Annotated in this window: 29 protein-coding genes; 15 read left to right on the top strand and 14 right to left on the bottom strand. The window is 71.5% G+C overall.

What is annotated here, in order from left to right:
- Window positions 1–110 precede the first annotated feature (110 nt).
- The 3 genes from CJ226_RS03715 to CJ226_RS03705 are packed head-to-tail and all read left to right on the top strand — an operon-like array spanning window position 111 to window position 1,815.
- Window positions 111–497, top strand: coding sequence for an SHOCT domain-containing protein (locus tag CJ226_RS03715; protein ID WP_025103101.1), 387 nt, complete (start codon window positions 111–113; stop codon window positions 495–497).
- 39 nt (window positions 498–536) lie between these two features.
- Entirely contained in the window at window positions 537–1,370 is an 834-nt protein-coding gene (locus tag CJ226_RS03710; RefSeq protein ID WP_062635052.1) for a mechanosensitive ion channel family protein, read from the top strand.
- Between the two features lie 43 nt (window positions 1,371–1,413).
- Window positions 1,414–1,815 (top strand): RidA family protein, encoded by a 402-nt coding sequence (locus tag CJ226_RS03705; RefSeq protein WP_062635254.1) that lies wholly within the window; start codon window positions 1,414–1,416, stop codon window positions 1,813–1,815.
- 1 nt (window position 1,816) lies between these two features.
- On the opposite strand, the gene CJ226_RS03700 is transcribed toward CJ226_RS03705, so the two are convergent.
- The 4 genes from CJ226_RS03700 to CJ226_RS03685 are packed head-to-tail and all read right to left on the bottom strand — an operon-like array spanning window position 1,817 to window position 5,387.
- Entirely contained in the window at window positions 1,817–2,893 is a 1,077-nt protein-coding gene (locus tag CJ226_RS03700; RefSeq protein WP_062635054.1) for a DNA polymerase IV, read from the bottom strand.
- Between the two features lie 39 nt (window positions 2,894–2,932).
- A complete protein-coding gene (locus CJ226_RS03695; RefSeq protein ID WP_062635057.1) occupies window positions 2,933–3,784 on the bottom strand; it encodes a CPBP family intramembrane glutamic endopeptidase in 852 nt (283 codons plus the stop codon).
- Complete coding sequence (trmB, locus tag CJ226_RS03690) at window positions 3,781–4,506, bottom strand: tRNA (guanosine(46)-N7)-methyltransferase TrmB (protein WP_025103096.1); 726 nt, start codon at window positions 4,504–4,506, stop codon at window positions 3,781–3,783. Before trmB ends, CJ226_RS03695 begins: the two co-directional genes overlap by 4 nt.
- A gap of 41 nt (window positions 4,507–4,547) precedes the next feature.
- On the bottom strand, window positions 4,548–5,387 hold the full coding sequence (locus CJ226_RS03685) for a DUF3097 domain-containing protein (RefSeq protein WP_062635061.1): 840 nt from the start codon (window positions 5,385–5,387) through the stop codon (window positions 4,548–4,550).
- A 122-nt stretch (window positions 5,388–5,509) separates the two neighbouring features.
- On the opposite strand from CJ226_RS03685, the gene CJ226_RS03680 reads away from it, so the two are divergent.
- The 4 genes from CJ226_RS03680 to CJ226_RS03665 all read left to right on the top strand — a co-directional run bounded on the left by CJ226_RS03680 (window position 5,510) and on the right by CJ226_RS03665 (window position 9,653).
- Window positions 5,510–7,543, top strand: a complete 2,034-nt coding sequence (locus tag CJ226_RS03680) for a TPM domain-containing protein (RefSeq protein ID WP_102208334.1) — start codon at window positions 5,510–5,512, stop codon at window positions 7,541–7,543.
- Window positions 7,544–7,602: 59 nt separating this feature from the next.
- Window positions 7,603–8,346 (top strand): PspA/IM30 family protein, encoded by a 744-nt coding sequence (locus CJ226_RS03675; RefSeq protein ID WP_025103092.1) that lies wholly within the window; start codon window positions 7,603–7,605, stop codon window positions 8,344–8,346.
- 63 nt (window positions 8,347–8,409) lie between these two features.
- On the top strand, window positions 8,410–9,213 hold the full coding sequence (locus CJ226_RS03670) for an arginase family protein (protein WP_102208333.1): 804 nt from the start codon (window positions 8,410–8,412) through the stop codon (window positions 9,211–9,213).
- Window positions 9,210–9,653, top strand: coding sequence for a Fe-S oxidoreductase (locus CJ226_RS03665; protein ID WP_102208332.1), 444 nt, complete (start codon window positions 9,210–9,212; stop codon window positions 9,651–9,653). The genes CJ226_RS03670 and CJ226_RS03665 overlap by 4 nt, the downstream gene beginning before the upstream one ends.
- Window position 9,654: 1 nt before the next feature.
- Here CJ226_RS03665 and CJ226_RS03660 read toward each other — a convergent pair whose 3' ends face one another.
- Genes CJ226_RS03660 through CJ226_RS03650 form a run of 3 tightly spaced genes read right to left on the bottom strand, consistent with a single transcriptional unit; the run spans window position 9,655 to window position 11,366 of the window.
- The gene (locus tag CJ226_RS03660) at window positions 9,655–10,125 is read right to left on the bottom strand and encodes an SIP domain-containing protein (protein WP_025103089.1); all 471 of its coding nucleotides are present in this window, start codon (window positions 10,123–10,125) and stop codon (window positions 9,655–9,657) included.
- A 33-nt stretch (window positions 10,126–10,158) separates the two neighbouring features.
- Window positions 10,159–10,893 (bottom strand): tyrosine-protein phosphatase, encoded by a 735-nt coding sequence (locus CJ226_RS03655; protein ID WP_102208331.1) that lies wholly within the window; start codon window positions 10,891–10,893, stop codon window positions 10,159–10,161.
- Complete coding sequence (locus tag CJ226_RS03650) at window positions 10,890–11,366, bottom strand: carboxymuconolactone decarboxylase family protein (protein ID WP_062635071.1); 477 nt, start codon at window positions 11,364–11,366, stop codon at window positions 10,890–10,892. The genes CJ226_RS03655 and CJ226_RS03650 overlap by 4 nt, the downstream gene beginning before the upstream one ends.
- A gap of 177 nt (window positions 11,367–11,543) precedes the next feature.
- On the opposite strand from CJ226_RS03650, the gene CJ226_RS03645 reads away from it, so the two are divergent.
- From CJ226_RS03645 to CJ226_RS03620, 6 genes are all read left to right on the top strand, one after another.
- A complete protein-coding gene (locus CJ226_RS03645; protein ID WP_102208330.1) occupies window positions 11,544–12,461 on the top strand; it encodes an alpha/beta fold hydrolase in 918 nt (305 codons plus the stop codon).
- Between the two features lie 92 nt (window positions 12,462–12,553).
- Window positions 12,554–14,071, top strand: a complete 1,518-nt coding sequence (locus tag CJ226_RS03640) for an ABC transporter substrate-binding protein (RefSeq protein WP_062635074.1) — start codon at window positions 12,554–12,556, stop codon at window positions 14,069–14,071.
- 16 nt (window positions 14,072–14,087) lie between these two features.
- The gene (locus CJ226_RS03635) at window positions 14,088–15,038 is read left to right on the top strand and encodes an ABC transporter permease (RefSeq protein ID WP_071328318.1); all 951 of its coding nucleotides are present in this window, start codon (window positions 14,088–14,090) and stop codon (window positions 15,036–15,038) included.
- Entirely contained in the window at window positions 15,035–15,904 is an 870-nt protein-coding gene (locus CJ226_RS03630) for an ABC transporter permease (protein WP_102208329.1), read from the top strand. Before CJ226_RS03635 ends, CJ226_RS03630 begins: the two co-directional genes overlap by 4 nt.
- Window positions 15,901–16,692 carry an ABC transporter ATP-binding protein gene (locus CJ226_RS03625; RefSeq protein WP_102208328.1) on the top strand — a complete coding sequence of 264 codons (792 nt, stop codon included), beginning with the start codon at window positions 15,901–15,903 and terminating at the stop codon, window positions 16,690–16,692. Before CJ226_RS03630 ends, CJ226_RS03625 begins: the two co-directional genes overlap by 4 nt.
- Entirely contained in the window at window positions 16,689–17,477 is a 789-nt protein-coding gene (locus CJ226_RS03620) for an ABC transporter ATP-binding protein (RefSeq protein WP_102208327.1), read from the top strand. Before CJ226_RS03625 ends, CJ226_RS03620 begins: the two co-directional genes overlap by 4 nt.
- A gap of 87 nt (window positions 17,478–17,564) precedes the next feature.
- Here the strand turns inward: CJ226_RS03620 and CJ226_RS03615 are convergent, their stop codons facing one another.
- The 3 genes from CJ226_RS03615 to CJ226_RS03605 are packed head-to-tail and all read right to left on the bottom strand — an operon-like array spanning window position 17,565 to window position 19,682.
- On the bottom strand, window positions 17,565–18,179 hold the full coding sequence (locus tag CJ226_RS03615) for a GNAT family N-acetyltransferase (protein ID WP_102208326.1): 615 nt from the start codon (window positions 18,177–18,179) through the stop codon (window positions 17,565–17,567).
- A 4-nt stretch (window positions 18,180–18,183) separates the two neighbouring features.
- Complete coding sequence (locus CJ226_RS03610) at window positions 18,184–18,903, bottom strand: uracil-DNA glycosylase (protein ID WP_102208325.1); 720 nt, start codon at window positions 18,901–18,903, stop codon at window positions 18,184–18,186.
- Window positions 18,900–19,682 carry an SDR family oxidoreductase gene (locus CJ226_RS03605; protein WP_180964519.1) on the bottom strand — a complete coding sequence of 261 codons (783 nt, stop codon included), beginning with the start codon at window positions 19,680–19,682 and terminating at the stop codon, window positions 18,900–18,902. The genes CJ226_RS03610 and CJ226_RS03605 overlap by 4 nt, the downstream gene beginning before the upstream one ends.
- Window positions 19,683–19,842: 160 nt before the next feature.
- Here CJ226_RS03605 and CJ226_RS03600 point away from each other — a divergent pair, with 160 nt between their 5' ends.
- Both CJ226_RS03600 and CJ226_RS03595 read left to right on the top strand, forming a co-directional pair.
- A complete protein-coding gene (locus tag CJ226_RS03600) occupies window positions 19,843–21,165 on the top strand; it encodes a bifunctional o-acetylhomoserine/o-acetylserine sulfhydrylase (RefSeq protein WP_025103077.1) in 1,323 nt (440 codons plus the stop codon).
- Window positions 21,166–21,269: 104 nt separating this feature from the next.
- The gene (locus CJ226_RS03595) at window positions 21,270–22,475 is read left to right on the top strand and encodes a homoserine O-acetyltransferase (protein WP_062635088.1); all 1,206 of its coding nucleotides are present in this window, start codon (window positions 21,270–21,272) and stop codon (window positions 22,473–22,475) included.
- 6 nt (window positions 22,476–22,481) lie between these two features.
- Here the strand turns inward: CJ226_RS03595 and CJ226_RS03590 are convergent, their stop codons facing one another.
- From CJ226_RS03590 to CJ226_RS03575, 4 genes are all read right to left on the bottom strand, one after another.
- Complete coding sequence (locus CJ226_RS03590; RefSeq protein ID WP_062635090.1) at window positions 22,482–23,087, bottom strand: NUDIX domain-containing protein; 606 nt, start codon at window positions 23,085–23,087, stop codon at window positions 22,482–22,484.
- 9 nt (window positions 23,088–23,096) lie between these two features.
- Window positions 23,097–24,326 carry an MFS transporter gene (locus CJ226_RS03585; RefSeq protein WP_102208323.1) on the bottom strand — a complete coding sequence of 410 codons (1,230 nt, stop codon included), beginning with the start codon at window positions 24,324–24,326 and terminating at the stop codon, window positions 23,097–23,099.
- 9 nt (window positions 24,327–24,335) lie between these two features.
- Window positions 24,336–24,668 carry a thiamine-binding protein gene (locus tag CJ226_RS03580; RefSeq protein ID WP_062635094.1) on the bottom strand — a complete coding sequence of 111 codons (333 nt, stop codon included), beginning with the start codon at window positions 24,666–24,668 and terminating at the stop codon, window positions 24,336–24,338.
- Between the two features lie 4 nt (window positions 24,669–24,672).
- Window positions 24,673–25,638 (bottom strand): hypothetical protein (locus CJ226_RS03575; RefSeq protein ID WP_102208322.1); only part of this gene is annotated, 966 nt, incomplete at its 5' end.

Genomic DNA, 25,638 nt, shown 5'->3' with positions numbered 1-25,638 from the left:
GCCGTGAGTCACCCGGGTGAACTCCCGACGGAAGCGGTGCGCAGCCACAGCGCCCGCCGGTATGGTCCCAGCGTGCCCCCGGCGACGGCGGCACCGAGAAAGGAGCAGTCATGGGATTTTGGGCATCGTTCTGGGACATCATCTGGTGGTTCCTGTGGATCTTCGCCTTCACCGCGTATCTCTTCGCTCTGTTCGCGATCATCGGAGACCTGTTCCGCGATCACAAGCTGAGCGGCTGGTGGAAGGCCGTGTGGATCTTCTTCCTGATCTTCGTGCCGTTCCTCACCGCCCTCGTCTACCTCATCGCCCGCGGCAACGGCATGGCCGAACGCAGCAGCGCCGAGGCGCGTCGGGCGCAGGAGGCGGCGAACGCCTACATCCAGCAGGTTGCCGGCAGCAGTCCGAGCGAGGAGATCGCGAAGGCGAAGGCGCTCCTGGACGCCGGAACCATCACGCCGGACGAGTACTCCCTCATCAAGGCGAAGGCGCTGCAGTAAGGCGCAGCCCGGACCGCACCAGCGCGAGGAGCCCGCGGCATGGACCTGCAGGATCTCCTGCCCACCGACATCGACTGGTGGCAGCTGCTGCTCGCCCTGCTCGTGGCCCTCGCGACCTGGATCATCTCGCGGTTCGCGCGCCGGGGCACCACCGCCCTGCTCCGGCGCGCCCCCGGGATCTCCACCGCCGTCGGGACGGCCATCGCGCAGTTCGTCGGCTACGCCATCCTCCTGCTGGGCTTCGGCATCGCGCTCGCGATGCTCGGCGCCAACGTGCAGCCGCTGCTCGCGATCGTCGTCATCCTCGGCGTCGTCGCGATCCTCGTCCTCCGCGGTGTCGCCGACAACTTCGCGGCCGGCGTGCTGCTGCAGGCACGGCAGACGGTCCGCATCGGAGACGAGATCGTCGTGGAGGCGCTGGACTCCGTGATCGCGGGGACGGTGACCGAGCTCAACGCCCGCGCGGTGATCCTGCACACGGTCGACGGGCGCACCCTGCACATCCCCAACGCGCGGCTGCTCTCCGACCCCGTGGTCAACGACTCCACCCGCGGAGCCCGGCGCAGCGAGGTGGAGGTCAGGGTGCGACGGGACGGGACGACCGGGATCGACGGCGTGCTCGCACCGCTCGTCGACGCCGCGCGGACGGCGGAGGGCGTGCACCGGCACGAGGGCGTGCGGGCGCTCGTGGTCGGCGTGAGCGGAGACCGGCTGATCGCCCGCCTGCAGTTCTGGCACCACCCGCTGCACGGCGCCCTCGTCAGCGCCGCGGTCGTGGTCGCGGTCTTCGACGCCCTCGGCGCTCTCGGCACGACCGGCACGGTCACCAGCGTCCCGGCCCCGCCACCCCTCGTGCCGTCCGACGCCGTGTGAGGACGGGGTGCGCGATGTCGGTGCCCTCGGGCATGATCTGCGCATGGACATCACCTTCCTGCAGCCGGACGGCCTCGTCCGCAGCCCCGCCTTCAGCCATGCCGCCGTCATCCCTCCCGGGGCGACCACCGTCTACATCGGAGGGCAGAACGGCGTCGACGCCTCCGGCGCCGTCGTCTCCCCGGACGTGGGGGCGCAGGCGCTTCGCGCTCTCGACAACGCCCGGGTCGCGCTGGAGTCGGCGGGGGCGACGCTCGACGACGTCGTGAGCTGGACCATCCTCATCGATCAGGATGCCGATCTGCGCGCGGCGTATGGCGCCGTGGCCGCCACCCTCGCCAGGGACGGCGCCCCGCCGCTGGTCACCGCCGCCCGGGTGGCGGGCCTGGGCGTGCCCGGAGCCCTCATCGAGGTGAGCGCGATCGCCGCGACCATCCGCGACTGAGTCAGATGCGACCGCGCACGGGGGTGCGTTCGACGCCGTCCGGCTCGTCGGGCATCGTCATCTCGGCACGGACGCCGAGCAGACGCACTTCCCGGGCGGGGTCGAGGGTCTCACCGAGCGCGAGCGCCATCGCGACCACGTCTTCTCGATCCGCCGTGGGAGCCGGGAGCTTCCGGCCGAAGGTCCTCGTCTCGAACGGGGCGTACCGCACCTTGAGATGCACCCGCATGACCGGGCGCCCCTCGGCGGCGCAGTCGTCGAACGCGTGTCCCGCGAGCTCCCGCAGCGCGTCCTGCACCGACTCAGGCGTCGTGAGGTTCTGCTGATACGTGGTCTCCCGACTGTGGCTCCGTGCCACCCACGGAGTATCGTCGACGATCCGCGGCCCCAGCCCGGAGCCCAGCCCGAGATACCACCGCCCCATCTTGGGGCCGAACTCCGCGACGAGGGTCTCCTCGTCCGCCGCCGCGAGTTCGCGCACCGTGGCGATGCCGTGTGCCGCGAGGCGCTTCTGCACCTTCGGCCCCACGCCCCAGAGATCGCGGGTGGGCCGGTCGCCCATCACGGCGAACCAGTTGTCGGCGGTCAGCCGGAAGACGCCGTGCGGCTTGCCGAACTCCGTCGCGATCTTCGCGCGCACCTTGTTGTCGCCCACGCCGACCGAGCAGTGCAGGCCCGTGGCCTCCTCCACCGCCCGCTGCGCGGCCCGCGCGACGCCCTCCGGATCGTCGGTCGCGACGCCGAGGAAGCACTCGTCCCATCCGAGCACCTCCAGCACCACGTCCGGCAGGGTCCGCAACGCCGTCATCACCTCCTCGGAGGCCCGCTCGTACTCCGCGTGATCTACCGGCAGGAACACCGCGTCCTCCGGTGCCTTGCGCACCGCGATCTTCAGCGGCATCCCCGACCCGATGCCGAACGCACGCGCCTCGTACGACGCCGTCGAGACGACCGCCCGCTCGGTCGGATCACCGCGGCCCCCGACGATGACCGGACGCCCGGCCAGCTCCGGACGGCGCCGCACCTCGACCGCGGCGATGAACTGATCCATGTCGACGTGCAGCACCCACTCGGCCATGCATCGAGTGTGGCCGCTGACGCCCGGGAAGTCACCCCGTCAGACGAGGAAGACCGGCAGGAGCCCGGGATTGTGGGCGTGGACGAGGACGGCGAAGACGACCGCGTCGAAGAGGAGGTGCACCGTGACGACGTAGGCCAGCGAGTGCGTCCGGAGGAAGATGAATCCCTGCAGGAGCGCGAACGGGATGGTCAGCAGCGGGCCCCATTCACGGTACCCGAGCTCCCACAGGAAGGAGACGAACACGACGGCCTGCAGCACGTTCGCGAGCGCATCGGGGAAATGGCGCCGCAGCAGCGCGAAGACGGTGCAGATGAAGAACAGCTCGTCCCAGATGCCGACGGCGCCGACGCCGACGAACAGCCGCGCGATGAGATCGGGCGTGTCCACCACGGGCCAGTTCTGATAGACGCCGCTGGTAATGAAGTAGAAGGGCAGGATCAGCCAGCCGAGCACGAGCACCGCGACGAGCCAGCCCCAGTGGAGCACTCCCCAGCGCTGCCCGGTGCGCCAGGGGAACCGGATCGCCCGGTCGCGATAGACGAACCGCGAGACCAGATACGGCACCAGCACCGCGCCGCCGAGCGCGAGCGTGAAGCGCAGCATGGCCAGGTTGTCCAGCTCCGCCGCGAGCGGGATCACACTCACGATGAGCATGCCGAGCGCGATCAGCGAGAGGTCTCGCGTGAGCGATGGCCGCCGGGACCCCTCGGCCCCGGTGAGCGCCTCGCCGCGGCGCTCCAGGAGCAGGGCGGCACCGACGCCCAGCGCCAGCAGCAGCCAACCGAGCCAGGGCAGCGCCACGACGAAGAAGGCGGGGGCGGCCGCACACACCAGCGCCGCCGGGACGAGGCGCACCCCCACGGGCGCGCTCGGAGGGGCCTGCGTCATGCACGATCCCGTCGGCGGTACACGAGGTCGCGGATATCGCGCCCCTTCGCGAGACCCTTCCGCTCGAACGCGGTCATGACCCGACCGTCGAACCGCTCGGCCCAGTCACCCTCGAAGGCCCGCTCGAACAGGGGCTCGGCGTCGAGCACCTCCCGCATCTGGAGCGCATAGTCCTCCCAGTCGGTCGCGAGCCGCAGGAGGCCGCCGTCGCGCAGCGCCCTGGCCGCCGTGTCACCGAATCCGGGCCGCACCAGACGACGTTTCGTGTGGCGCTTCTTGTGCCAGGGATCGGGGAAGAAGATCCACACCTCGGCTGCCGCGGCCTCCGGCAGGTACGAGGAGAGCACCTCCGGCGCATTGGCCTCCACGACGCGGAGGTTCTGTGCACCCGCACGGTCGGCGTCGAGCATGGTCCGGGCGAGGCCCGCGCGGAAGACCTCGACGGCGAGGAAGTCGTCGTGCGGCCGGCTCGACGCGGCGGCGACGATGGCATGCCCCTGGCCGGAGCCGATCTCGACGAAGAGGTCCGCCTCCCTGCCGTACTCGGCGGCGACGTCGAACCGCGCCTCGGGGTGCACGGAGGTCCATGCCACTGCGCGCGGGACATCCAGCAGATAGCGCGGGGCGAGGTCGCTGAAGGCGCGCTCCTGCGCCTCGGACATCCGGCCGCTCCGACGCACGAAGGACACCGGCTCGTCGCGGAAGGTACGCGGTTCGGGCATGGATCCAGGGTAGCCGCCGGGGCCGCCGCCGCCGGACGCGGTCAGCCCGCGGGCGCGGTGACGAAGTCGATCAGCTCTTCCACCCGGCCGAGGAGCGCGGGCTCCAGGTCGCGGTAGGTCGTCACCTTCGACAGGATGTGCTGCCAGGCCCTGGCCGTGTCGGCCTGCGTCTCGTGCGGCCAGCCGAAGGCACGGCAGATGCCCGTCTTCCAGTCGACGCCGCGCGGAATCTCGGGCCACGCCGCGATGCCGAGGGCCCGCGGGGTCACGCACTGCCAGACGTCGACGAACGGGTGGCCGACGATGCGGACGTGCCGGCCGTGCGGTCCGCGGGCCACCGCCTCGGCGATGCGGGACTCCTTCGACCCGGGGACGAGATGGTCGACGAGGACGCCGTACCGCCGGCGCGCACTCGGCGGCTCCGCCGCGAGGAGTTCGTCGAGCAGGTCCACGCCCTGCAGGTACTCGACGACGACGCCTTCGACGCGCAGGTCGGCACCCCACACCTTCTCGACGAGCTCGGCGTCGTGCCGTCCTTCGACGAGGATCCGGCTGGGCAGCGCCGTCCGCGCCCGCTGATCCGCCACCGCGAAGGACCCGGAGGCGGTGCGGCGAGGTCCCTGCGCGGATGCCGCCGGCACCGTGAGACGCACCGGTGCCCCGTCGATGAGGAAGCCGCCGCCGAGGGGGAACAGCCGCCGTCGCCCGACGCGGTCCTCGAGCTCCACGGTGCCACCCTGCACCTTCGTCACGGCGCCGCAGAATCCGTCCGCCGCGACCTCGACCACGAGGTCGACCTCGGCGGGCACCTGCGGCACCGGCTTCACGCCGCGCTCGCGCCAGCCCGCTGCCAGCACGTCGGATCCGTACCTGTCGTCCATGCCTTCCAGCGTATGTGTCTCCGCTGAGGGCGAACGCCGAGACGCGCGCGAGTGCTGTCGCGTGTCGGACCCAGTGCATAGACTCGACACATGGGGCTCGGCTGCCGGTCGGAGGGAACACGATGACGAAACGGTGGCTGACGCTGGGCGCTCTCGCCCTCGCGGTCGCGACGGGTGCGCTGTCCGCCTCGGCGGCGTCCGCGACCGATCCGCTCACGCTCGACTCCGGGTATGTCACCGACCAGGCCGACGTCCTCTCCCCCGCCGAGGAGGAACAGGTCGAGTCGCGCCTGCAGGAGCTCACCGACAACTCCTCCGCCGACCTGTTCGTCGTCCTCGTCGACGACTTCACCGACCCGAGCGACAGCGTCGCCTGGGCCGATCAGGTCGCGAACGACAACCGGCTCGGCCCCGATCAGTACCTGCTCGCGATCGCCGTCGAGGGCCGCAGCCTCTACATCTCCGCGGACTCCTCCGGGCCGTTGAGCGACGGGCAGCTCGCCGCCATCGAAGACGCGATCGCGCCCCTCGCCGGCGACGGCGACTGGGTCGGCGCGATCACGCTGGCCGCGGACGAGATCCAGGGGGACGGGGGCGCCGGGGCGCTCCGCGTCACCCTGATCGTCGTCGGGGTGGTCGCGGCCGCCCTGCTCATCTGGCTCGTCGTCGCTCTGGTCCGACGCGCACGCCGCACCGCGGCCATCCGCGAGCGAGGCGCCATGCCGGAGACCCCGGATCCCGCCGACCCGTTCTCCACGCTCACCGATGCCCAGGTCGAGCAGCAGGCCGGCGTCGCGCTCGTGCGCGCGGACGACGCCATCACCTCCAGCCGGGAGGAGCTGGGATTCGCCGTGGCGCAATACGGCGAGGGCGCGACCGCGGAGTTCTCCCGCGCCGTCGACGCGGCGAAGGCGAAGATCGCCGAGGCGTTCGACCTCCGGCAGAAGCTCGACGACGAGATCGAGGATTCCGTCCACGACCGCCGTGCGTGGCACATCCGCATCATCCGGCTTGCCGACGAGATCGACGACATCCTCGACGACAACACCGAGGCCTTCGACGAGCTGCGCCAGCTCGAGCAGAACGCACCGCAGGAGCTGGAGCGGGTGCGACGAGAGCGCGCCGACCTGACGCCGCTCCTCGCCTCGGCCGCTCCCGCCCTCGCCGCTCTCGCCGCGACCTACGACCCGGCCGCCCTGAGCACCGTGACGGACAACCCGGCGCAGGCCCAGGAGCGCGCGGCGTTGGCCGATCGGGCGATCGACGCCGCGGCCCAGGCCCTCGCGAACGGGCGCACCGGTGAAGCGGCGTTCGCGATCCGCACGGCCGAGCAGGCGGTGGCCCAGGCGGCGCAGCTGGTCCAGGCGATCACCGCGCTCGGCACCGAGCTGTCCGGCATCGAGGCGCAGGCGCAGGCGCTCGTCACCGAACTCCAGAGCGATGTCACTGCGGCAGCGCAACTGCCCGACCCGACCGGTGCCCTGGCGAGTGCGTCCCACGCGGTGACCGCACAGCTGCAGACGGCGCAGGCCGACCTCGTCGCCACCCCACGCAACCCACAGCGGGCCCTCGACGCCCTCACGGCGGCGAATGCCCAGATCGACGGCGCGATCGCGCAGGGACACGAAGCCGTGGAGCGCGCCCGACGGGCCCAGCAGCTCCTGGAGCAGACCCTGGCCCAGGCGGCCTCCGAGATCCGGGCCGCCCGGGAGTTCATCGAGACGCGCCGCGGCACCGTGGGCTCCACCGCCCGCACCCGCTTGGCGACCGCCGACGCCGCGTTGACCCAGGCTCTCACCCTGCGCACGTCGGATGTCGAGAACGCCCTGGCCGAGGCCCAGCGCGCCCTCGACCTCGCGCGCCAGGCCACGTCCGCCGCGGAGGCCGATCTCCGCGCATACACCCCCGGCGGCTATCCGGACGACGGCTGGGGCGGAGTCTTCGGCGGCTCCGGCTCCCGTTCCAGCGGCTCCGGCATCGGCGGGGACATCCTCGGCGGGATCATCGGCGGACTCCTCGCCGGCGGCGGGGGCGGCGGCTCGTCCCGGCGCAGCAGCGGCTGGCGCTCCTCGGGCGGCTTCCGCAGCTCCGGCTTCGGCGGAGGCGGATCCCGCGGGGGCGGCGGACGCGGACGCTCCGGAGGTCGACGCTTCTGATCCCCCGCACAGACATATACGCCAAGCTATCGAAGACGCCCCTCTGAAAGGAACCACGCATGACCAAGCAGTCCATCTTCGGACGGATCTCCACCCTCGTCCGCGCGAACATCAACGCCCTCCTGGACTCTGCGGAGGACCCGCAGAAGATGCTCGACCAGCTCGTCCGCGACTACACCAACAGCATCGCCGACGCCGAGTCCGCCATCGCGGAGACCATCGGCAACCTGCGGCTGCTGGAGCGCGACCACGAGGAAGACGTGCAGGCGGCCAACGAGTGGGGCAACAAGGCCCTCGCCGCCAGCCGCAAGGCCGACGAGATGCGCGGCGCGGGCAACACCGCCGACGCCGACAAGTTCGACAACCTCGCGAAGATCGCCCTGCAGCGCCAGATCAGCGCCGAGCGGGAGGCGACGAGCGCGGAACCGCAGATCGCGGCCCAGACGGAGATCGTCGACAAGCTCAAGAGCGGCCTGAACGGCATGAAGGACAAGCTCAACGAGCTCAAGAACAAGCGCAGCGAGCTCCTCGCCCGCGCCAAGGTCGCCGAGGCGCAGACCAAGGTGCAGGACGCGGTCAGCTCCATCAACGTGCTCGACCCCACCAGCGAGCTCGGCCGGTTCGAGGACAAGGTCCGCCGCCAGGAGGCTCTCGCCCAGGGCAAGGCGGAGCTCGCCGCGTCGAGCCTCGACGCCCAATTCGAGAGCCTCGAGGACCTCGGCGAGCTGACCGAGGTCGAGGCGCGCCTCGCCGAGCTGAAGGCCGGCGGCACCGCGCCGCGCCAGGCGCTCGAAGGCAACTGACACCGACGCGGATGCCCGGGCGCACGCCCGGGCATCCGCGGTTCCGTCTCCGGGAGGTCTCCCATGGTGCGTTTCCTGGTCGTGCCGCAGTGGCAGGGTTCGCCCGCCGCCCGCGCGATGCTCCTCGTCGACGGCGCGTCGGCGATCGCCGGCGATCTGCCGCGTGCGGCCACGACCGTCCTCGACGTTCCGGTCGAAGCCGGCGAGGCGCTGGGCACGGGTGTCCGGAGGCTCAGCGCCCTCGCCCGTACGCGGCAGCTCGTCGCCGGACATCTCGAAGCCGGAACCGTGCTGATCGGTGGCGACTGCAGCATCACCGTCGCCGCACTCGACACGCTCCCCGGCGGTACCGATGACCTCGCCGTGGTCTGGTGCGATGCCCACGGCGATCTGCACACGCCGGACACCTCGCCGTCCGGGGCCTTCTCCGGCATGGCGCTGCGTGCCGTCCTCGGTGAGGGAGAACCGCAGCTCGCCCTGTCCCCCGGCATCCCCCGGGATCGTGTCGTCACCGTGGGTGTCCGCAACCTCGACGAGGCGGAGACCGGCGAATGGGACCGCCTCCGGAATCTCGGGGTGGCCGATCTGGACGACCCGGCGGCGCTCGCCGACGCCGTGCAGGCCACGGGGGCGCAGCGGGTGTGGGTGCACATCGACGTCGACGTCCTCGACCCGGCGTCGTTCGCCGGAGTCTCCGCCGCCGTGCCCTTCGGCGTGACCCCCGCGTCCCTGAGCACGGCGATCCGAGAGCTCCGGAGCCGCGTCCCCCTCGCCGGGGCGACCATCGCGGGCTTCGCCCCTCGCACGCCGGCCGACGCCGTCGACGACCTCGGCGCGATCCTGCGTCTCGTCGGAGCCGTCGCGTGAGCCCGGCGCCGGGGTGGGAGGCCGTCGCGGCGGAACGCCTCGCCCGCGGACGACGGTCGGACCGCCGCATCCCCTCCTTCCTGCTGCGCTCCCCGATCAGCCGCCTGGGCTACCTCTGGGGCACGGCCGTCGGCTGGATCTGGGGCGCTCTGTGGAGCACCGGCCCGATCGAACGGCGCGGCGGTCTCTGGGTGTTCCGGGGCATGCCCCGATGGACCTTCCACCGCGGCGGCGTCTGCGTGGGCGGGTGCTTCCTCACCGGCGACACGCGGCCCACCGACGCCGTGCTGCGCCACGAGGCCGTGCACAAGCAGCAGTGGCTGCGCTACGGCTTCCTGATGCCGGTGCTCTATCTGTTCGCGGGACGCGACCCGCTGCGGAACCGCTTCGAGATTGAAGCCGGGCTGGAAGACGGCAACTACGTGCGCCGCCCCCGCTGACTCAGCCCTCGACGGGAAGCAGTCCGAAGCGCTCCGGTACGCGGATCCGGTTCACGGCCACGCCGAGGCGGTCGGTGAGGTGCTCGACGATGTCGGCCGTGCCGAGGTAGCCCCCGAGCAGCGTGACGTGCGTCTCGACCTCGTCGTCGACGAGCATCTCGTCGGCCCATGCGCAGGTGGCTCGGGCCAGGGCCTGCCCCGGCGCGCAGCCGCGACCGCTTCCCGGGGCTCCGGAGCGCGCGGAGCGGGCGAGCCAGGTGACCGTCATGCGACCGGGCGCGTGGATGACGCCGATGTCGGAGACGTCGGGAACCTCGATGAAGATGCGACCGGACGCGCACAGCGGGAGGGTCGCGAGGAACGCCTCGAGGTCGAGCAGGGAGTGCTCGTCGGCGGTCACCAGGTGGTGTGCGCGACGGCGCGCCGCGCGGCGAGCCGCACGCGTGCCTCGGGTGTCGAGCGTGGTGTCCATGGTGATCCCATCGTACACCAAGCGAAGGCTTGCCTAACCTTCGAAGACGCCTTCTTCCGTCATGGGCTCGACGAGGGCCTCGCGCAGCGCGGCGAGCTCCCCCTCTGTCATGCCGTTCGCGCGCAGGTAGCCGGCCGCCGACCCCCAGCGCTCGTCCACCTGGGCCAGCAGGCGACGCATCACCTCGGCGGGAGAGCGGGTGGCGAGATCCACCGCGTGCACCGCCTCGGGGTGCTGCGACCGCAGATACGCGGCGATGCGCCGCGAGCGTTCGGCCGGCAACTGCGACTCGGTGAGGGCGTAGTCGGCGATGACGGCATCCCGATCGGCGCCGACCGCCGAGAGCGCCAGCGCGACCGTCACCCCCGTGCGGTCCTTGCCCACCGTGCAGTGCACCAGGGTCGGCTCGCCCGCGGCGATCACCCGGACAGCGGCGACCAGGCGCTCCCCGCTCTCCTCCAGGAGATGCAGGTACAGGTCGTCGAGACTCGTGTCGGATTCGAAGAAGGAGCGCACGGACCCGAGGAACAGCGGCAGGTGAGTCGTCTCCGGACCCTCGATCTCGCTCGGTTCCGCGGCGACCTCCTCCCCGTCGCGGAGGTCGACGATGTGACGCACCGTCGCCCGCAGGAGCGCCGCGCCGTTCGTGGTCGCCGTGGAGAGCTGGCCGGAGCGCAGCAGGACGCCGGGGCGGATGCGTCCACCCTCCGCGGGGATCCCGCCGACGTCGCGGACGTTCGTGACGCCCTCGACGTCGAGGATCGTCACGCGCCCGCCCGGGGGCCGCGCGGGGGCACCGGGTAGCGCCCGGCGATGACGATGCGGTTGAAGGCGTTGATCGACACGCACGCCCAACTCAACGCGGCGTACTCCTTCTCGGTGAACACACTCCCGACCAGGTCGTAGACCTCGTCCGAGATGCCGTCCTCCGCGATGAAGGTGAAGGCCTCAGCCAGTTCGAGCGCGGCACGCTCGCGATCGCTGAACACACCGCTCTCCCGCCACACGGCGATCTGGCTGATCGTGTCGACGTCCAGCCCGGCGGCGACCGCCCGGTCCACGTGCACCCGCGTGCAGTAGCTGCAGCCGTTCAGCTGCGAGCAGTGGATCATGACGATCTCCTTCAGGCGATCGTCGATCCCGTTCTCGGCGCAGATCGTGCCGACCGTCTTCGAGAAGGCATCGAGGGCCTGGTAGGCCGCAGGCTCCGTCTTGGACAGGTGCACGCGCTGTTCGGTCATACCTCCATGATATTCGTCGCCGGGCGCGGGAGACGGTGCGGGACCGGCCGCACCGAAATGCACACTGCCAACCCGTAAGTGCCGTTACTCTACATTTCGCCCCGTCGGTCCGCCCCGCAGCTTGTCACTTTGCTCCGGCATTTCCCGCCAGGTCGAATCGGGGCGCAGAATAGCCGCGTGGCGATCGACACCAGCGAGTTCTCCTATCTTCCCGCGCAGGCCGACGCGCTCGGCGTTCCGCTTCCGACTGTGGAGCGCCTGACGCTCCCCCTCCCCGAGGGTCGCGTCGTGAGCGGGCTGCGCTTCGGGTCCGAGCCGCCGCGCATCACGCTGCTGCACGGCGCCGGCCTGAACGCCCACACCTGGGACACGACGGCGCTGGCGCTGGGGCAGCCGCTCCTGGCGATCGACCTCGCCGGCCACGGCGACTCCTCCTGGCGCGACGACGCGGACTACTCCCCCCGCACCCTCGCCGCCGACGTCGTCGCCGCTCTGGACGCGTGGGTCTCCGCGCCGCAGATCCTCGTGGGACAGTCGCTCGGCGGTCTCACCGGCACCGCCGTCGCCGCGGCGCGGCCCGACCTCGTGGCCGCTCTGATCGTCGTCGACATCACGCCCGGGATCGATGTGTCCGCCGGCCCCGCGGCGCTCCGGGAGTTCTACGCCGGGCCCACGGACTTCGCGACCCGCGACGAGCTCGTCGACAAGGCGATGGCCCTGGGGTTCGGCGGCACTCGCCCCGAGACCGAGCGCGGCGTCTTCCTGAACACCCGTGTCCGCGCGGACGGCCGCGTCGAGTGGAAGCACCACTTCGCCCACCTCGCCGCCACCGCTCTGGCCGCCCACGACCCCGGCACCGCGACGGCGCCGTCGGTCCTGCATGAGACCGGCTGGGACGATCTGGCGGCGGTCACCGCGCCCGTCACGCTCGTCCGCGCCGAGCGGGGCTTTGTGAGCGCTGCCGACGCGGAGGAGTTCCAGCGCCGCCTTCCGGAAGCGCGGGTCGTCGCGATGGACGCCACGCACAACGTGCAGGAGACGGCGCCCCGAGACCTCGCCCTGCTCGTCGGCTCGGCGACCGCAGCCGGAATATGACGCTCCGTTCCACGTCCGCCGCGCCGAATCCCGCCCGACCCTAGGCTCGTCCCACCGGCACACAGCACCTGCCGCACCGAGAGGAAACACCCATGTTCCGACGTCACCGACGCCTCGCGCTGATCTCCGCGCTCGCGGCCACCGCCGTGATCCTCAGCGCCTGCTCCGGCTCCGCCGAGCCTGCCCCGTCCACGGGCGGCGAGCCCGACCCCGACGCCACCCTGCACGTCGGTCTCGTGCTCGAGCCCACCAACCTCGACATCCGGCACACCAGCGGTGCCGCGCTGGAGCAGATCCTCATCGACAACATCTACGAGGGACTGGTCAGCCGCACGCAGGAGAACGAGATCGTGGAGCGGCTCGCCTCGGAGTACGAGGTGTCGGACGACGGCCTCACGTACACCTTCACCCTCAACGACGGGATCACCTTCCACGACGGCTCGCCCCTGACGGCGGCCGACGTCGTCTCCTCCTACGAGACCGTCCGCACCGATGACACGGTGCAGGGCAACGAGGAGTTCGCGTCCGTCTCCTCGATCTCGGCTCCCGACGACACGACCGTCGAGATCGTGCTGTCGCAGCCGAACCAGAACTTCCTCTTCGCCCTCACCGGACCTGCCGGGCTCGTGTTCAAGGACGGCGACACCACCGATCTGAAGACCGCGGAGAACGGCACCGGGCCGTTCACCCTCACGCGCTGGAACAAGGGCAGCACGATCACCTTCGCCCGCAATGACGAGTACTGGGGCGAGCCGGCCGGCGTGGCCGAGGTCGAGTTCCAGTACATCCCCGATTTCACGGCCGGGGTGAACGCCGCTCTCGCCGGCGACGTCGACGTGCTCACCGCCGTCGACCCGAACCTGGCTCCGCAGCTCGAGGACTCGGGCGACTTCACCCTCACGACGGGACGCACGACGGACAAGGCCACGCTCGCCTTCAACAACAAGAAGGCGCCGCTGGACGACGTCCGGGTGCGCGAGGCCCTGCGCCTGGCGATCGACCATGAGGCCCTCATCGAGGCCGTCGGCGCCGGTACCCCGCTGTACGGCCCCATCCCCGAGCTCGACCCCGGCTACGAGGACCTCTCCGACGTCATCTCCTATGACCCCGAGCGGGCCAAGGAGCTGCTCGCCGAGGCCGGCCAGGAGGACCTCGACCTCACCCTGACGATCCCGTCGTTCTACGGCACCACCGTCCCGAAGGTCCTCATCTCGGACTTCGACAAGGTGGGTGTGAACCTCGAGGTCGATTCCGTGGAGTTCCCGACCTGGCTCGAGGACGTGTACACCAACAAGGACTACGACCTGAGCTTCGTCCTGCACGTCGAGCCGCGGGACTTCGGCAACTTCGCCAACCCGGACTACTACTTCGGCTACGACAACGCCGAGGTGCAGGACCTCTACACGCAGGCGCTGGCCGAGGTCGATCCCGAGGCCTCCGCGAAGCTCCTCGCCGAGGCGGCCCGGATCGTCTCCGAGGACCACGCGGCGGACTGGCTCTACAACGGTCAGACCATCACCGCCGTGAATCCGGTCGTCAGCGGCTTCCCGGAGGACTCGATCAACTCGCGCATCAACCTCGCGGGTGTGACCGTCTCCGCCGTGAGCTGACGACGGTCGACGCTCCGTGCTGCGTTACGCGCTCGTCCGAGGAGCCCTGCTGATCGCAGGGCTCCTCGTGTCGAGCGCGCTCATCTTCCTCACGTTGCGCGTCTTCCCCGGCGACGTGGCCCAGCTCATCGCCGGCACCCAGGCCTCGCCCGCCGAGGTCGAGGCGCTGCGGGAGTCACTGGGGCTGAACCAGCCTCTGCTCGCGCAGTACGCCGACTGGATCGGCGGCATCCTCCGCGGCGACCTGGGCACGTCGCTGCTGTCCGGCGCCTCCGTCGGCGAGGAGCTGCTGCTGAAGGCACAGGTCACCGTTCCGCTCGGGATCATGTCGCTGGTGATCGCCGTGCTCATCGCCGTGCCGTTCGGGATCCTCGCCGCCCTGCGTCGCGGCCACCGCGACGGCACGGCGCTCAGCGTGGGCGCGCAGGCTCTCGCGGCCGTCCCCGTCGTCTGGGCGGGCATGATGCTGATCGTCGTGTTCTCCGTGTGGCTCGGCTGGCTGCCGCCCCAGGGCTTCCCCCGCACCGGGTGGTCGACACCGGGCAGAGCGATCGAGGCGCTGCTGCTGCCCGCCCTCACGATCGGCATCGTCGAGGGCGCCATGCTCATGCGCTTCGTGCGCAGCGCGACCCTGCAGGCGGCCGGACAGGACTTCGTCCGCACCGCGGCCGCCAAGGGCCTGACGAAGACCCGCGCCCTCATCCAGCACGGCATCCCGGCGGTCGGGCTCTCCATCATCACGGTGCTCGGCCTCCAGGTCGCCGGGATCATCGTCGGCTCGGTCGTGATCGAGCAGCTGTTCACGCTTCCGGGCATCGGCCGCATGCTCGTGACCGACGTCGGCACCCGCGACCTCGTCAAGGTGCAGAGCGAGCTGCTCGTGCTGACCGGCTTCGTGCTGGTGGTCGGCTTCCTCGTGGATCTGCTGCACCGGGCGATCGACCCTCGACAGCGGGAGGCCGCATGAGCACGCGCTGGTTCCCTCGGCTCTGGCGGACCTCCACCGGCCGCTTCGGACTGATCGTCATCGCCATCGTCGCCCTGGCGGCCGTCGTGTCCCTCTTCTGGACGCCGTTCGACCCGCGGGCCTCGAACATCGGCGACCGCTGGCTGTCGCCAGGCTGGCCGCACCTGCTCGGGACGGACGACACGGGACGGGACATCCTGAGCCTGCTCATGGCGGGCGCGCGGACCACGGTCTTCGTCAGTGTCGGCGCGGGACTCGTGGCCACCGTCGTCGGCATCGCCCTCGCCGCCCTCGGCGCCCTGACCACCCGGCTCGTGCGGGAGACGGTCGCCGTGTTCGTCGACATCCTCATCGCCTTCCCCGTGCTGCTGATCGCGATGATGATCTCGTCGGTGTGGGGCGGATCGCTCTGGGTCGTGATCTGGGCGGTGGGGATCGGGTTCGGCGTGAACATCGCGCGGGTCACGCGGCCGGAGCTGCGTCGCGTGCAGCAGAGCGACTTCGTGCTCGCCGCGCGCGCGTCCGGCCTCACCCCTGCGCAGAGCCTCGTCCGCCACCTCCTCCCGAACGTGGCTCCGGTGTTCATCGTGCAGCTCTCCTGGTCGATGGCCGTCGCCGTGCTCGCAGAGGCCGGCCTGTCGTACCTCGGCTTCGGGGCCTCGGTCGTGGAACCGAGCTGGGGGCTGCTGCTCGCGGATCTCCAGCGCTACATCGGCGTGCACCCTCTCACCGTGATCTGGCCCGGGCTCACGATCACCCTGACCGTGCTCGCCCTCAACCTGCTCGGCGACGGGCTCCGCGAAGCCACGGACCCCACCCTGCGGCACCGTGCCGCCGAGACGCACACACCGGCGGTGGTCGCATGAGTCTGACGGTCGAGGATCTCGTCATCGAGATCGACGGACGCCGCGTGGCCGACGGCGTCTCGCTCCAGGTCCCCGACGGCACCCGCCTCGGGGTGATCGGCGAGTCGGGCTCCGGCAAGTCCCTCACGGCGCTCGCCGTGCTCGGTTTGCTGCCGGAGGGGGCGACGGTACACGGGAGCATCCGGTGGGACGGCACCGAGCTGATCGGGATGCCGGACCGTGAGCTCGCCCGGCTGCGCGGCGACGACATCGGCATCGTGTTCCAGGAACCCCGGACGGCGCTCAACCCGATCCGGACGGTCGGCCGCCAGATCGCGGAGTCCATCCGCATCCACGAAGGCCTGGGCCGACGCGAGGCCCGTGACCGGGCGATCGCGGAAGCCGCCCGCGTGCGACTCCCCGACCCGGAGACCATCGTCGACCGGTATCCGCACCAGCTCTCCGGCGGCCAGCGGCAGCGCGTCGCGATCGCGATGGCCCTCGCCTGCCGTCCGCGGCTGCTGATCGCGGACGAGCCCACGACGGCCCTCGACGTGACGATCCAGGCCGAGATCCTGTCCCTGCTGCTCGGGCTCGTCGCCGACGAAGGCATGTCGCTCCTGTTCATCACGCACGACCTCGCGGTGCTGTCCCAGGTGGCGACGGAGGGGGTCGTGCTGGAGCACGGTCGCGTCGTCGAGAGCGCACCGGTGTCGCGGCTGCTGACCGCGCCGACCTCTCCTGTCACGCAGGGGCTGCTGCGGGACGCGACCGCGACGCTGTGGCGGCCCGAGGGAGGAGAGGCATGAGTCTGATCGAAGCGCGCGGGCTGCGACGGGACTTCGTCGCGCCGAAGCGGACGGCGTTCGAGCGCACGCGGCGGCAGACGGCGCTCCAGCCGACCGACCTCGACGTGCCCGAGGGCGCCTCCCTGGGGATCATCGGCGAGTCCGGCTCGGGGAAGTCGACGCTCGTGCGACTCCTGCTGGGCCTGGACCGACCGACCGCGGGAACCGTGTCGGTCGACGGCCGGCTCGTCGATGCCGGCGCCTCCGCGCGATCGCTGCACTGGTTGCGCCGGCAGACGGGTCTCGTCTTCCAGGATCCCTATGCCTCGCTCGACCCCCGGATGACGGCGGGGCAGATCGTGCGGGAGCCGTTGTGGGCCCTCGGCGTCGACGGCGACCATCGGGCACGGGTGCGCGAGGTCATCGCCCGGGTCGGCCTGGACCCCGAGATGGGCGATCGCTATCCGCACGAGTTCTCCGGCGGGCAGCGGCAGCGGATCGCTCTCGCCCGCGCTCTCGTCCATCGTCCGCGGATCCTCGTGGGCGACGAGCCGCTGTCGGCGCTGGACGTCACGGTGCGCGCACAGATCCTCGAGCTGCTCGCGGAGCTGCGAGTCGCGGACGAGCTCACGCTGCTGCTCGTGTCGCACGACATCGGCGTGGTGCAGAACCTCTGCGACACGGTCGTCGTCATGAAGGACGGCCGCATCGTCGAGCGCGGTCCGACCCGCGACGTGCTCCTGCACCCGACCGCGGACTACACCCGCACCCTGCTCTCCGCGATCCCCGTCATCCCCGACGCCTGACCGCCGACCCACCCCTTTGCGGCCGCCCCGGCCCGTTGCGTGCGCCCGCAACGGGGTGGGAGGCACGCAAGGGGGTGGGTCGAAGGGTCAGCGCGGGAAGAGCGAGAGACGGCGGCGAGGGCGGGACGGGCGGAGCGCCCGGCGCAGGTAGACGGTGCCGAGGTCGCGGCCGAACTTGTGGCCGACGCGCCCCATGCGACCGGCCTCCACGAACCCCAGCTTCTCGTGCAACCGGATCGAGGCCTCCGCACCCTGGTCGCTGATGACGGCGACCATCTCCCGGAGCCCCCGCTGCTCGCACGCGGCGATCAGCGCCTGCAGAAGGGCCGACCCGAGGCCCTTGCCGGCCGCGCCGGGGCCGAGGTAGATCGAGTCCTCGACCGTATACCGGTAGGCGTTCTTGCCCGCCCACGGCTGCGCGAGCGCATACCCGAGGATGGCGCCGGAGGGCGACACCGCCACGAGGAACGGCAGCCCGAGCCGCTCCAGCAGGGTGAACTTGTCCCGCCAGTACGGGATGCTGCTGCGGCGCTCGTCCAGGGTGACGGCCGAATTGCTGACGAAGTGGTTGTAGATCTCCCGCACGTGCGGCAGATCGGCCGCGCGTGCCGGTCTGATGACGTAGGAGAACGTGTCCGGCGCGGTCGCCGGTCGCAGATGACGCGGGAGAACGCGGCGGCGGTCCCCCGGCTCGAACTGCATGCGCTCAGCTTAGAGAGCCGGACCCCTCGCCCTCCACCCTCCAGTCCACCGGAGCACTGCCGAGTCCCTCCAGGAGCGCGTTCGCGCGGGAGAAGGGCCGGGAGCCGAAGAAGCCACGGCTCGCGGAGAGAGGGGACGGATGCGCGGAGGCGATCACGGGGGTGTCGCCGAGGAGGGGCTGGAGGTTCGCCGCGTCACGCCCCCAGAGGATCGCGACGAGCGGCTGTTCCCGGGCCACGAGGGTGCGGATCGCGAGCTCCGTCACCTGCTCCCATCCCCAGCCGCGGTGGGAGGCGGCCGCTCCTGGGCGCACCGTCAGAACGCGGTTGAGCAGCAGCACGCCCTGATCGCTCCACGCGGTGAGGTCTCCGTGCGGTGCGGGCGGGAGGCCGAGGTCGGCCTCCCGCTCCTTGTAGATGTTCGTCAGGCTCCGCGGCAGCGGCCGCACGTCGCGGTCCACGGCGAACGACAGCCCGATCGGGTGGCCGGGGGTCGGATACGGGTCCTGGCCCGTGATGAGCACACGCACGTCGGCGAGTGGTCGCCGGAAGGCGCGCAGCACGTTCGGTCCCGCGGGGAGATATCCGTGACCGGCCGCCTGCTCGGCGCGCAGCCGCTCGCCAAGCGCCGTGATGGTGTCCTGCACCGGGGCCAGCGCCTCCGCCCATCCCGCGTCGATCAGTCCCTCGTCGGCGAGTTCCGCGAGGGTGCGACCTCCGCTCACTCGACGGGCCGGACCCGCAGCGGGCCTCGGGCGAGCAGGTGCTGCGCCGACTGGGCGACGGGCCGCATCGTGACGAGGTCGAGGTTCACGTGGGCAGGAGCGTCCAGGGCGTAGGCGATCACGTCCGCCACGTCCTCGGCGCGAAGGGGTGCCTCGACCCCGGAGTACACGGCCTCCGCGGCGACGGCGTCGCCCCCGAGCCGGTTCAGCGTGAACTCCTCCGTGTGCACCATCCCCGGAGCGACCTCGGCCACCCGGAGCGGCTCGCCGTTCAGCTCCTGACGCAGCGCACGGACGACCATCGCCTCGGCCGCCTTCGCCGCGTTGTAGCCCGCGCCACCCGGGTAGGCGGTCTGCGCGGCCGTCGAGGTCACGAACAGGAGGTCGGCGTGTCCGTCCGCGTCCGCGGTGCGACGGAGCATCGGCAGCAGCCCGGCGACGAGGCGCTGGGTCGCGAGCACGTTCGCGTCGTACATCCACTGCCAGTCGGCGAGCGCGGCGTCCTCGACGCGGTCGGTCCCTCGCGCGCCACCGGCGACCTGGACGAGGGCGTGCACGGGTCCGGTGCGCTCGATCTCCCCGAGGAGCTCCGCCACCGCGGCGTCGTCGGTCAGGTCGCAGGCGATCGTCGACGCCCCGGTCTCGGCGGACAGGGCGGCGAGCCGGTCCGCACGACGGGCGACGCCCACGACGTCCCACCCCCGAGACCGCAGCACCCGCACCGTCGCCTGACCGATCCCGGAACTCGCACCTGTCACCACTGCACGTCTGTTGGCCATGTCCTCCACCGTACGATGTCCGCGCGGGTTCCGCCCGTTCCCGGCCCCCTCGCCGTGTTACGTCACATTTCCCGGTCGTTGTTGACACGGACCGATATTCCGTACTCTCGCTGCAAGGGCACCCGCCCATCCGACCTTCCGACCGTTCCAGGGGGAACACATGTCCGCACCCGAGACCTGGCGTTTCGAGACCAAGCAGATCCACTCGGGCGCCGCCCCCGACCCCGTCACCAAGGCCAGGGCGACCCCGATCTACCAGACCACGTCCTACGTGTTCGACAGCGCCGACCACGCCGCGAACCTCTTCGCGCTCGCCGAGTTCGGCAACATCTACACCCGCATCCAGAACCCGACCCAGGACGTCCTGGAGCAGCGCCTCGCCGCGCTCGAAGGGGGCACCGGCGCCCTCGTCCTCTCCAGCGGTCAGGCCGCCTCCACCTTCGCGATCCTCAACATCGCGCAGGCTGGCGACCACTTCGTCGCGTCGAGCTCGATCTACGGCGGCACCTACAACCTCTTCAAGTACACGCTCGCCAAGCTCGGCATCGAGGTCACCTTCGTCGAGAACCAGGACGACCCCGAGGAGTGGCGTCGCGCCGTCCGCCCGAACACGAAGCTCTTCTTCGCGGAGACCATCGGCAACCCGCAGATCAACGTGCTCGACATCCGCACGGTCGCCGACATCGCGCACGAGAACGGCGTCCCGCTGATCGTCGACAACACGATCGCCACCCCGTACCTCATCCGCCCGTTCGAGCACGGCGCCGACATCGTCGTCCACTCGATCACGAAGTTCCTCGGCGGCCACGGCACCACGATCGGCGGCGTCGTGATCGACGGCGGTTCGTTCGCGTGGTCGGAGAACGTCGAGAAGTTCCCCGGACTCACCGAGCCGGACCCGTCGTACCACGGCGCCAGCTACACGGCCGCGGTCGGCGACCCGCTCGCCTACATCATCAAGGCCCGGGTCCAGCTGCTCCGCGACCTCGGCTCGGCCATCGCCCCGCAGAGCGCGTGGAACCTCATCCAGGGTGTCGAGACGCTGTCCCTGCGCATCGAGCGCCACGTGCAGAACGCCCAGGAGATCGCCGAGTGGCTGGACAGCCGCGACGACGTGGCCGCGGTCAACTACTCCGGCCTGCCGTCCTCGCCCTGGTACGCCAAGGCGAACGAGTACGCCCCGAAGGGTGTCGGCGCCGTGCTGTCGTTCGAGCTCAAGGGCGGTGTCGAGGCCGGACGCGAGTTCGTCAACAGCCTCTCCCTGTTCAGCCACCTCGCCAACATCGGCGACGTGCGCTCGCTCGTGATCCACCCGGCCTCCACGACGCACGCGCAGCTCACGCCCGAGCAGCAGCTCACCGCGGGCGTGACCCCCGGCCTCGTGCGCCTGTCCGTGGGACTCGAGAACATCGAGGACCTCAAGGCCGATCTCGACCAGGCACTCGCCGCCGCCCGCGCCGTCTCCGAGGCCGCGCGCGCCTGAGCATCCTCTCCGCGAAGGCCCCGGACCGCACGGTCCGGGGCCTTCGTCGTTCCCGGTGTCGTAACCTGCGGGCCGGGACCGACCGGCCAGGCGAGAATGGAGACATGGACTGGCAGACGACCTCCGAGGACACGGTGCCGTCGGCACCGGTGACGGAGGCCGACGTCCGGCTGCTCCGTGCCCGACCACCGGCCACCGGCGCCTGGCGCGACGGCGACCCCGTCGGCGGCCGCCGATTCGCCGCGTTCGGCGCCTTCGACACGGAGAGCGGAGCTCAGCTCCCCGGCATCCGCCTCGCGTACGAGAGCTGGGGCGAGCTCAACGCCGCGCGCGACAACGCCGTGCTCGTCCTGCACGCCCTCACCGGGGACAGCCACGTGCGCGGAGACGCCGGTGCCGGCCACCCGACCGCCGGCTGGTGGGAGGACGTCGTCGGCCCCGGTGCGCCCCTCGACACCGACGAGTGGTTCGTGATCGCGCCGAACATGCTCGGCGGCTGCCAGGGATCGACCGGCCCCGCGAGCATCGCCCCGGACGGCTACGAGTGGGCGTCGCGCTTCCCCTACCTCACCATCCGCGACCAGGTGGCCGCGCAGGTGCGCCTGGCCGACGCGCTCGGCATCGACAGCTGGGCGGCGGTGGTCGGCGGCTCGATGGGCGGCATGCATGCGCTCGAGTGGGCCGTGGCGCAGCCGGACCGCGTGCAGCGCCTCGCCGTGCTCTCCTCGCCCCCGGTCACCACCGCCGACCAGATCGCGCTCAACACCGTGCAGCTCGAGACCATCCGCATGGACCCGCGCTTCCAGGGCGGCGAGTACTACGACCTCGCGGACGGCGACGGCCCGCACCGCGGCCTGGCCCTCGCCCGCCGCATGGCGCTGCTGAACTACCGCAGCCCGATCGAGCTCAACCAGCGGTTTCAGCGCTCCTGGCAGTCGGACGTGTCGCCGCTCGGCCACGGCGGACGCTTCGCCGTCGAGTCCTACCTCGACTTCCACGGGAACAAGTTCACGCGCCGCTTCGACGCCAACAGCTACATCACCCTCGTCGAGGCCATGAACTCGCACGACGTCGGCCGGGGCCGCGGCGGCGTGGAGGAGGCCCTGAAGGCGGTGACCGCGACGACCCTCGTCCTCGGCATCGACAGCGACCGCCTCTTCCCCGTCGACGGTCAGCAGCGGATCGCCCGGAGCATCCGGAACGTGCTCGACGGCGAGGCGGTGGTGCTCACGAGCGACTTCGGCCACGACGGGTTCCTCATCGAGACCGAGGCCGTCGGCACGCACCTGCGGCGCCTGCTCGACGCCTGACCCGCGTCAGGCCGGGTCGAACCGCCACGGCAGGGTGTGGGCGTGGAGGGTCCCCTGCGCCCAGCCGAACGCCCGGCCCCCGTCGCGCACCTCCGTCTGGAACAGCTCGACCGCCCCGCCGGAGGCCAGCGCGGCCTCGACGTCGGTGAAGGCGGAGAGCCGGTGCAGCGTGAGCCAGGTGGGCGGGAAGAGCCGCCACTCCCCCGCCGCGTGCCGCTCGAAGGCCGTGTCCGGTGACACCCAGGCGAGCTCAACGACCTCGTCGGCGGCAGGCGACGGCTCGACGTCCGGCGCGAGGGCGAGGAAGAACCAGGTGCGGATCCGCACGGGCGCCTCCGCGGGCGGGCGCCACTCCGACAGCGGCACCAGGTCGTCGACGACGAGTCCGACCTCCTCCGCGGTCTCCCGGGCGGCGGCCCGGCGCGCGTCCTCGACGTCCGCCGCGCCCGCCCGCCGATCCTCCGGCTCGACCTTCCCCCCGGGGAACACCCAGGCGTCCGCGAAGGAGCCTCGCGACGGACGGCGCAGCAGCAGCACCTCGAAGCCACCGGGACTCGGGCGCAGCAGCACGACGGTTCCGGCGAGCGGGAGGTCGTCGTCGAGAGCGGTCACCCCGTCACTCTACGACGCGAGGACCGGCGTCTGCGCGACCCGCCGTGCCTCCACGCGGTACGACACCAGGGCGATGAGGAGTCCGGCCACCGCGAGCACCGCCCCGGTCCACGCCGGTGCCGTGAAGCCCCAGCCGATCGCGATCACGATGCCGCCGAGGAAGGCGCCGAGGCTGTTGCCGATGTTCAGGGCGGAGTGGTTCATGGCCGCCGCGATGGACTGGTTGTCGCCGGCCACGTCCATCAACCGCGTCTGGATCGTCGGGCTGAGCACGGACGAGACGAACCCGACGAGGACGACCACGAGGCTCAGGCTCACGATCCAGAACGAGAGCACGGCGAGGAGAGCGAACACGACGGCCATCGCGGCGAGGCCCAGCAGCAGCGTCCGGCGGAGGTCGATGTCGGCCAGATGACCGCCGACGAGGTTCCCGCCCGTCATGCCGAGCCCCATGAGCACGAGCACGATCGGCACGACCCAGTCTGGCGATCTGGCGACCTCCGTCACGAGCGGGGCGATGTAGCTGTAGACGGCGAAGAACCCGCCGAAGCCGATCGCCCCGACGCCGAGCGTGAACCAGACCTGACCGATGCGGAACACCCCGAGCTCCGCTCGCATCGTGCGTCCGGGGTTCCTCGGGTGCGCGGGCACGAACAGCGCGATGAAGACGGTGGCGAGCGCGAAGACGAGCGCGACGACCGCGAAGGCGGCCCGCCAGCCCCACTCCTGGCCGAGGAAGGTGCCCAGCGGCACGCCGACGACATTGGCGACCGTGAGGCCGGTGAGGATGAACGCGACGCCCTTGGCACGGTTTCCCGGCCCCATCACGTCGGCGGCGACCAGCGCTCCGATGCCGAAGTAGGCGCCGTGCGGGAGCCCGGCGAGGAAGCGCGAGACCCCGACGAGCTCGAACGTCGGCAGCACCACGGTGAGGGCGTTGAAGACGGTCAGCGCGAGGGCGAGCACGATCATCACCCGATGCCGCGGATAGCGGGCGACGAAGCCGGCGATGGTCGGGGCGCCGATGACCACGCCGAGTGCGTACAACGAGATCAGCCAGCCGGCCTGGCTCAGTGCCTCCTCCTGGCTCGACGCCCAGACGGACGGGAGGAGGTCGGCGGCGATGTTCGGCAGCAGGCCCATGACGACGAACTCGGTCATGCCGATGCCGAAACTGCCGATGGCGAGGGAGAGGAGCGCCCACTTCGCCGCACCCCTCGAAGGTGTCGAGGGATTCACCGGTTCAGCTTACCGGTCGTCGGACTCCTCGATCGCCGCCTCCAGGCGCTCGACCTTGGCGTCGAGCTCCCCCGTGTACCCGGGGCGGATGTCCGCCTTGAGGACGAGGGACACTCGCGATCCGTACGGCAGGACCGCCTCGGTCGCGCGTTTGACCACGTCCATGACCGTGTCCCAGTCGGGCCCCTCGATCTCGGTGAACATGCTCGTCGTGCGGTGCGGGAGTCCCGACGCGCGGACGACGCGCACGGCCGCGGCGACCGCGTCATGCACGGAGGCATCGGTGCGCTCGGCACCGTCGGCGGGCGTGCCGCTGGGGGCGACGGAGAAGGCGATCAGCATGGGTTCACTCCTGGGTTCGGGGACGACGGACGGCGGGGACCCGCGCGAGCGCGACGGCGCTCACGGCGGCGAGGACGACGAGCAGGACGTTGCGCATCGTGAGCAGCAGGACGGGGGCGGCTTCGGCACGCAGCAGCCCGTCATAGCTCAGCGGATACACGAGACACGTGAGCACGCACAGCGCGAGCACGAGGGCGGCGGCGGTGCGCGCCCGGCCGCGGTCGAGCACGAGCCACAGGATCACGGGGGCGAGCAACCAGGTCTGGAACTGCGGCGAGCCGACCTTGTTCAGCGCGATGAGCACCGTCACCAGGAGCAGGGCCAGCGGCGGGAAGAGCCGCGCGAACGACGCGCCGCGGGCGGCCTTGACCCCGCCGACGACGGTGACGACGGCGGCGGCGAGCACCAGGAGCGGGGTGAGGATCGTCGCGAGGGCCTCCGCGCCCGGCGCGACGATCTGGAAGGTGAGGATGTCGTAGCTGTACTCGATGCGGGCGGCCCCCGTCACGGCCATCCAGAGGAACGGCGTTGCAGCGACCGCCTCGATCTGGAGTCCCCGGCCGGTCTGCGCGGCGAGGACGCCGAAGATCTCGGTGTCGGCGCCGAGCAGCAGGAGCACCGCCACCACACCGGCGGTGACGACCGCGGCGGCCAGGAGCATCCGCAGCCGCGCCCTCGCGGCCACGACCGCCGCGAGGAGGAGCGCACCGGGCCAGATCTTGATCCAGGCGCCGATGGTCAGCAGCGTCGCGGCGATGGTCGGGCGGGTCACCAGCCAGAGGCCGGCCACGACGGCGATCGGCACGGTGACGGCATCGATGCGGTACAGCGCGATGGGTCCGAGGAGCAGCAGCGCCGCGCACCAGAACCACGCGGCGGTGCGCCGCGACCGCACGTGTCCGCGCCCGACGAGGACGGCGAAGGCGACGGCGTCGAGCATCGTGACCAGCAGCGCCCAGCCGATCAGGTA

Source organism: Microbacterium sp. UMB0228 (assembly GCF_002871415.1).
Taxonomy (GTDB): Bacteria; Actinomycetota; Actinomycetes; order Actinomycetales; family Microbacteriaceae; genus Microbacterium.
Note: the sequence above shows the minus strand (reverse complement) of the source record. Positions and strands in the feature narration are given on the sequence as shown.

Bases quoted from the DNA above. Each gene is read 5' to 3' on its own strand.
- CJ226_RS03715 (WP_025103101.1), top strand. From the start codon at position 111: ATGGGATTTTGGGCATCGTTCTGGGACATCATCTGGTGGTTCCTGTGG.
- CJ226_RS03710 (WP_062635052.1), top strand. From the start codon at position 537: ATGGACCTGCAGGATCTCCTGCCCACCGACATCGACTGGTGGCAGCTG.
- CJ226_RS03705 (WP_062635254.1), top strand. From the start codon at position 1,414: ATGGACATCACCTTCCTGCAGCCGGACGGCCTCGTCCGCAGCCCCGCC.
- CJ226_RS03700 (WP_062635054.1), bottom strand. From the start codon at position 2,893: ATGGCCGAGTGGGTGCTGCACGTCGACATGGATCAGTTCATCGCCGCG.
- CJ226_RS03695 (WP_062635057.1), bottom strand. From the start codon at position 3,784: ATGACGCAGGCCCCTCCGAGCGCGCCCGTGGGGGTGCGCCTCGTCCCG.
- trmB (WP_025103096.1), bottom strand. From the start codon at position 4,506: ATGCCCGAACCGCGTACCTTCCGCGACGAGCCGGTGTCCTTCGTGCGT.
- CJ226_RS03685 (WP_062635061.1), bottom strand. From the start codon at position 5,387: ATGGACGACAGGTACGGATCCGACGTGCTGGCAGCGGGCTGGCGCGAG.
- CJ226_RS03680 (WP_102208334.1), top strand. From the start codon at position 5,510: ATGACGAAACGGTGGCTGACGCTGGGCGCTCTCGCCCTCGCGGTCGCG.
- CJ226_RS03675 (WP_025103092.1), top strand. From the start codon at position 7,603: ATGACCAAGCAGTCCATCTTCGGACGGATCTCCACCCTCGTCCGCGCG.
- CJ226_RS03670 (WP_102208333.1), top strand. From the start codon at position 8,410: ATGGTGCGTTTCCTGGTCGTGCCGCAGTGGCAGGGTTCGCCCGCCGCC.
- CJ226_RS03660 (WP_025103089.1), bottom strand. From the start codon at position 10,125: ATGGACACCACGCTCGACACCCGAGGCACGCGTGCGGCTCGCCGCGCG.
- CJ226_RS03650 (WP_062635071.1), bottom strand. From the start codon at position 11,366: ATGACCGAACAGCGCGTGCACCTGTCCAAGACGGAGCCTGCGGCCTAC.
- CJ226_RS03640 (WP_062635074.1), top strand. From the start codon at position 12,554: ATGTTCCGACGTCACCGACGCCTCGCGCTGATCTCCGCGCTCGCGGCC.
- CJ226_RS03630 (WP_102208329.1), top strand. From the start codon at position 15,035: ATGAGCACGCGCTGGTTCCCTCGGCTCTGGCGGACCTCCACCGGCCGC.
- CJ226_RS03625 (WP_102208328.1), top strand. From the start codon at position 15,901: ATGAGTCTGACGGTCGAGGATCTCGTCATCGAGATCGACGGACGCCGC.
- CJ226_RS03620 (WP_102208327.1), top strand. From the start codon at position 16,689: ATGAGTCTGATCGAAGCGCGCGGGCTGCGACGGGACTTCGTCGCGCCG.
- CJ226_RS03615 (WP_102208326.1), bottom strand. From the start codon at position 18,179: ATGCAGTTCGAGCCGGGGGACCGCCGCCGCGTTCTCCCGCGTCATCTG.
- CJ226_RS03605 (WP_180964519.1), bottom strand. From the start codon at position 19,682: ATGGCCAACAGACGTGCAGTGGTGACAGGTGCGAGTTCCGGGATCGGT.
- CJ226_RS03600 (WP_025103077.1), top strand. From the start codon at position 19,843: ATGTCCGCACCCGAGACCTGGCGTTTCGAGACCAAGCAGATCCACTCG.
- CJ226_RS03595 (WP_062635088.1), top strand. From the start codon at position 21,270: ATGGACTGGCAGACGACCTCCGAGGACACGGTGCCGTCGGCACCGGTG.
- CJ226_RS03580 (WP_062635094.1), bottom strand. From the start codon at position 24,668: ATGCTGATCGCCTTCTCCGTCGCCCCCAGCGGCACGCCCGCCGACGGT.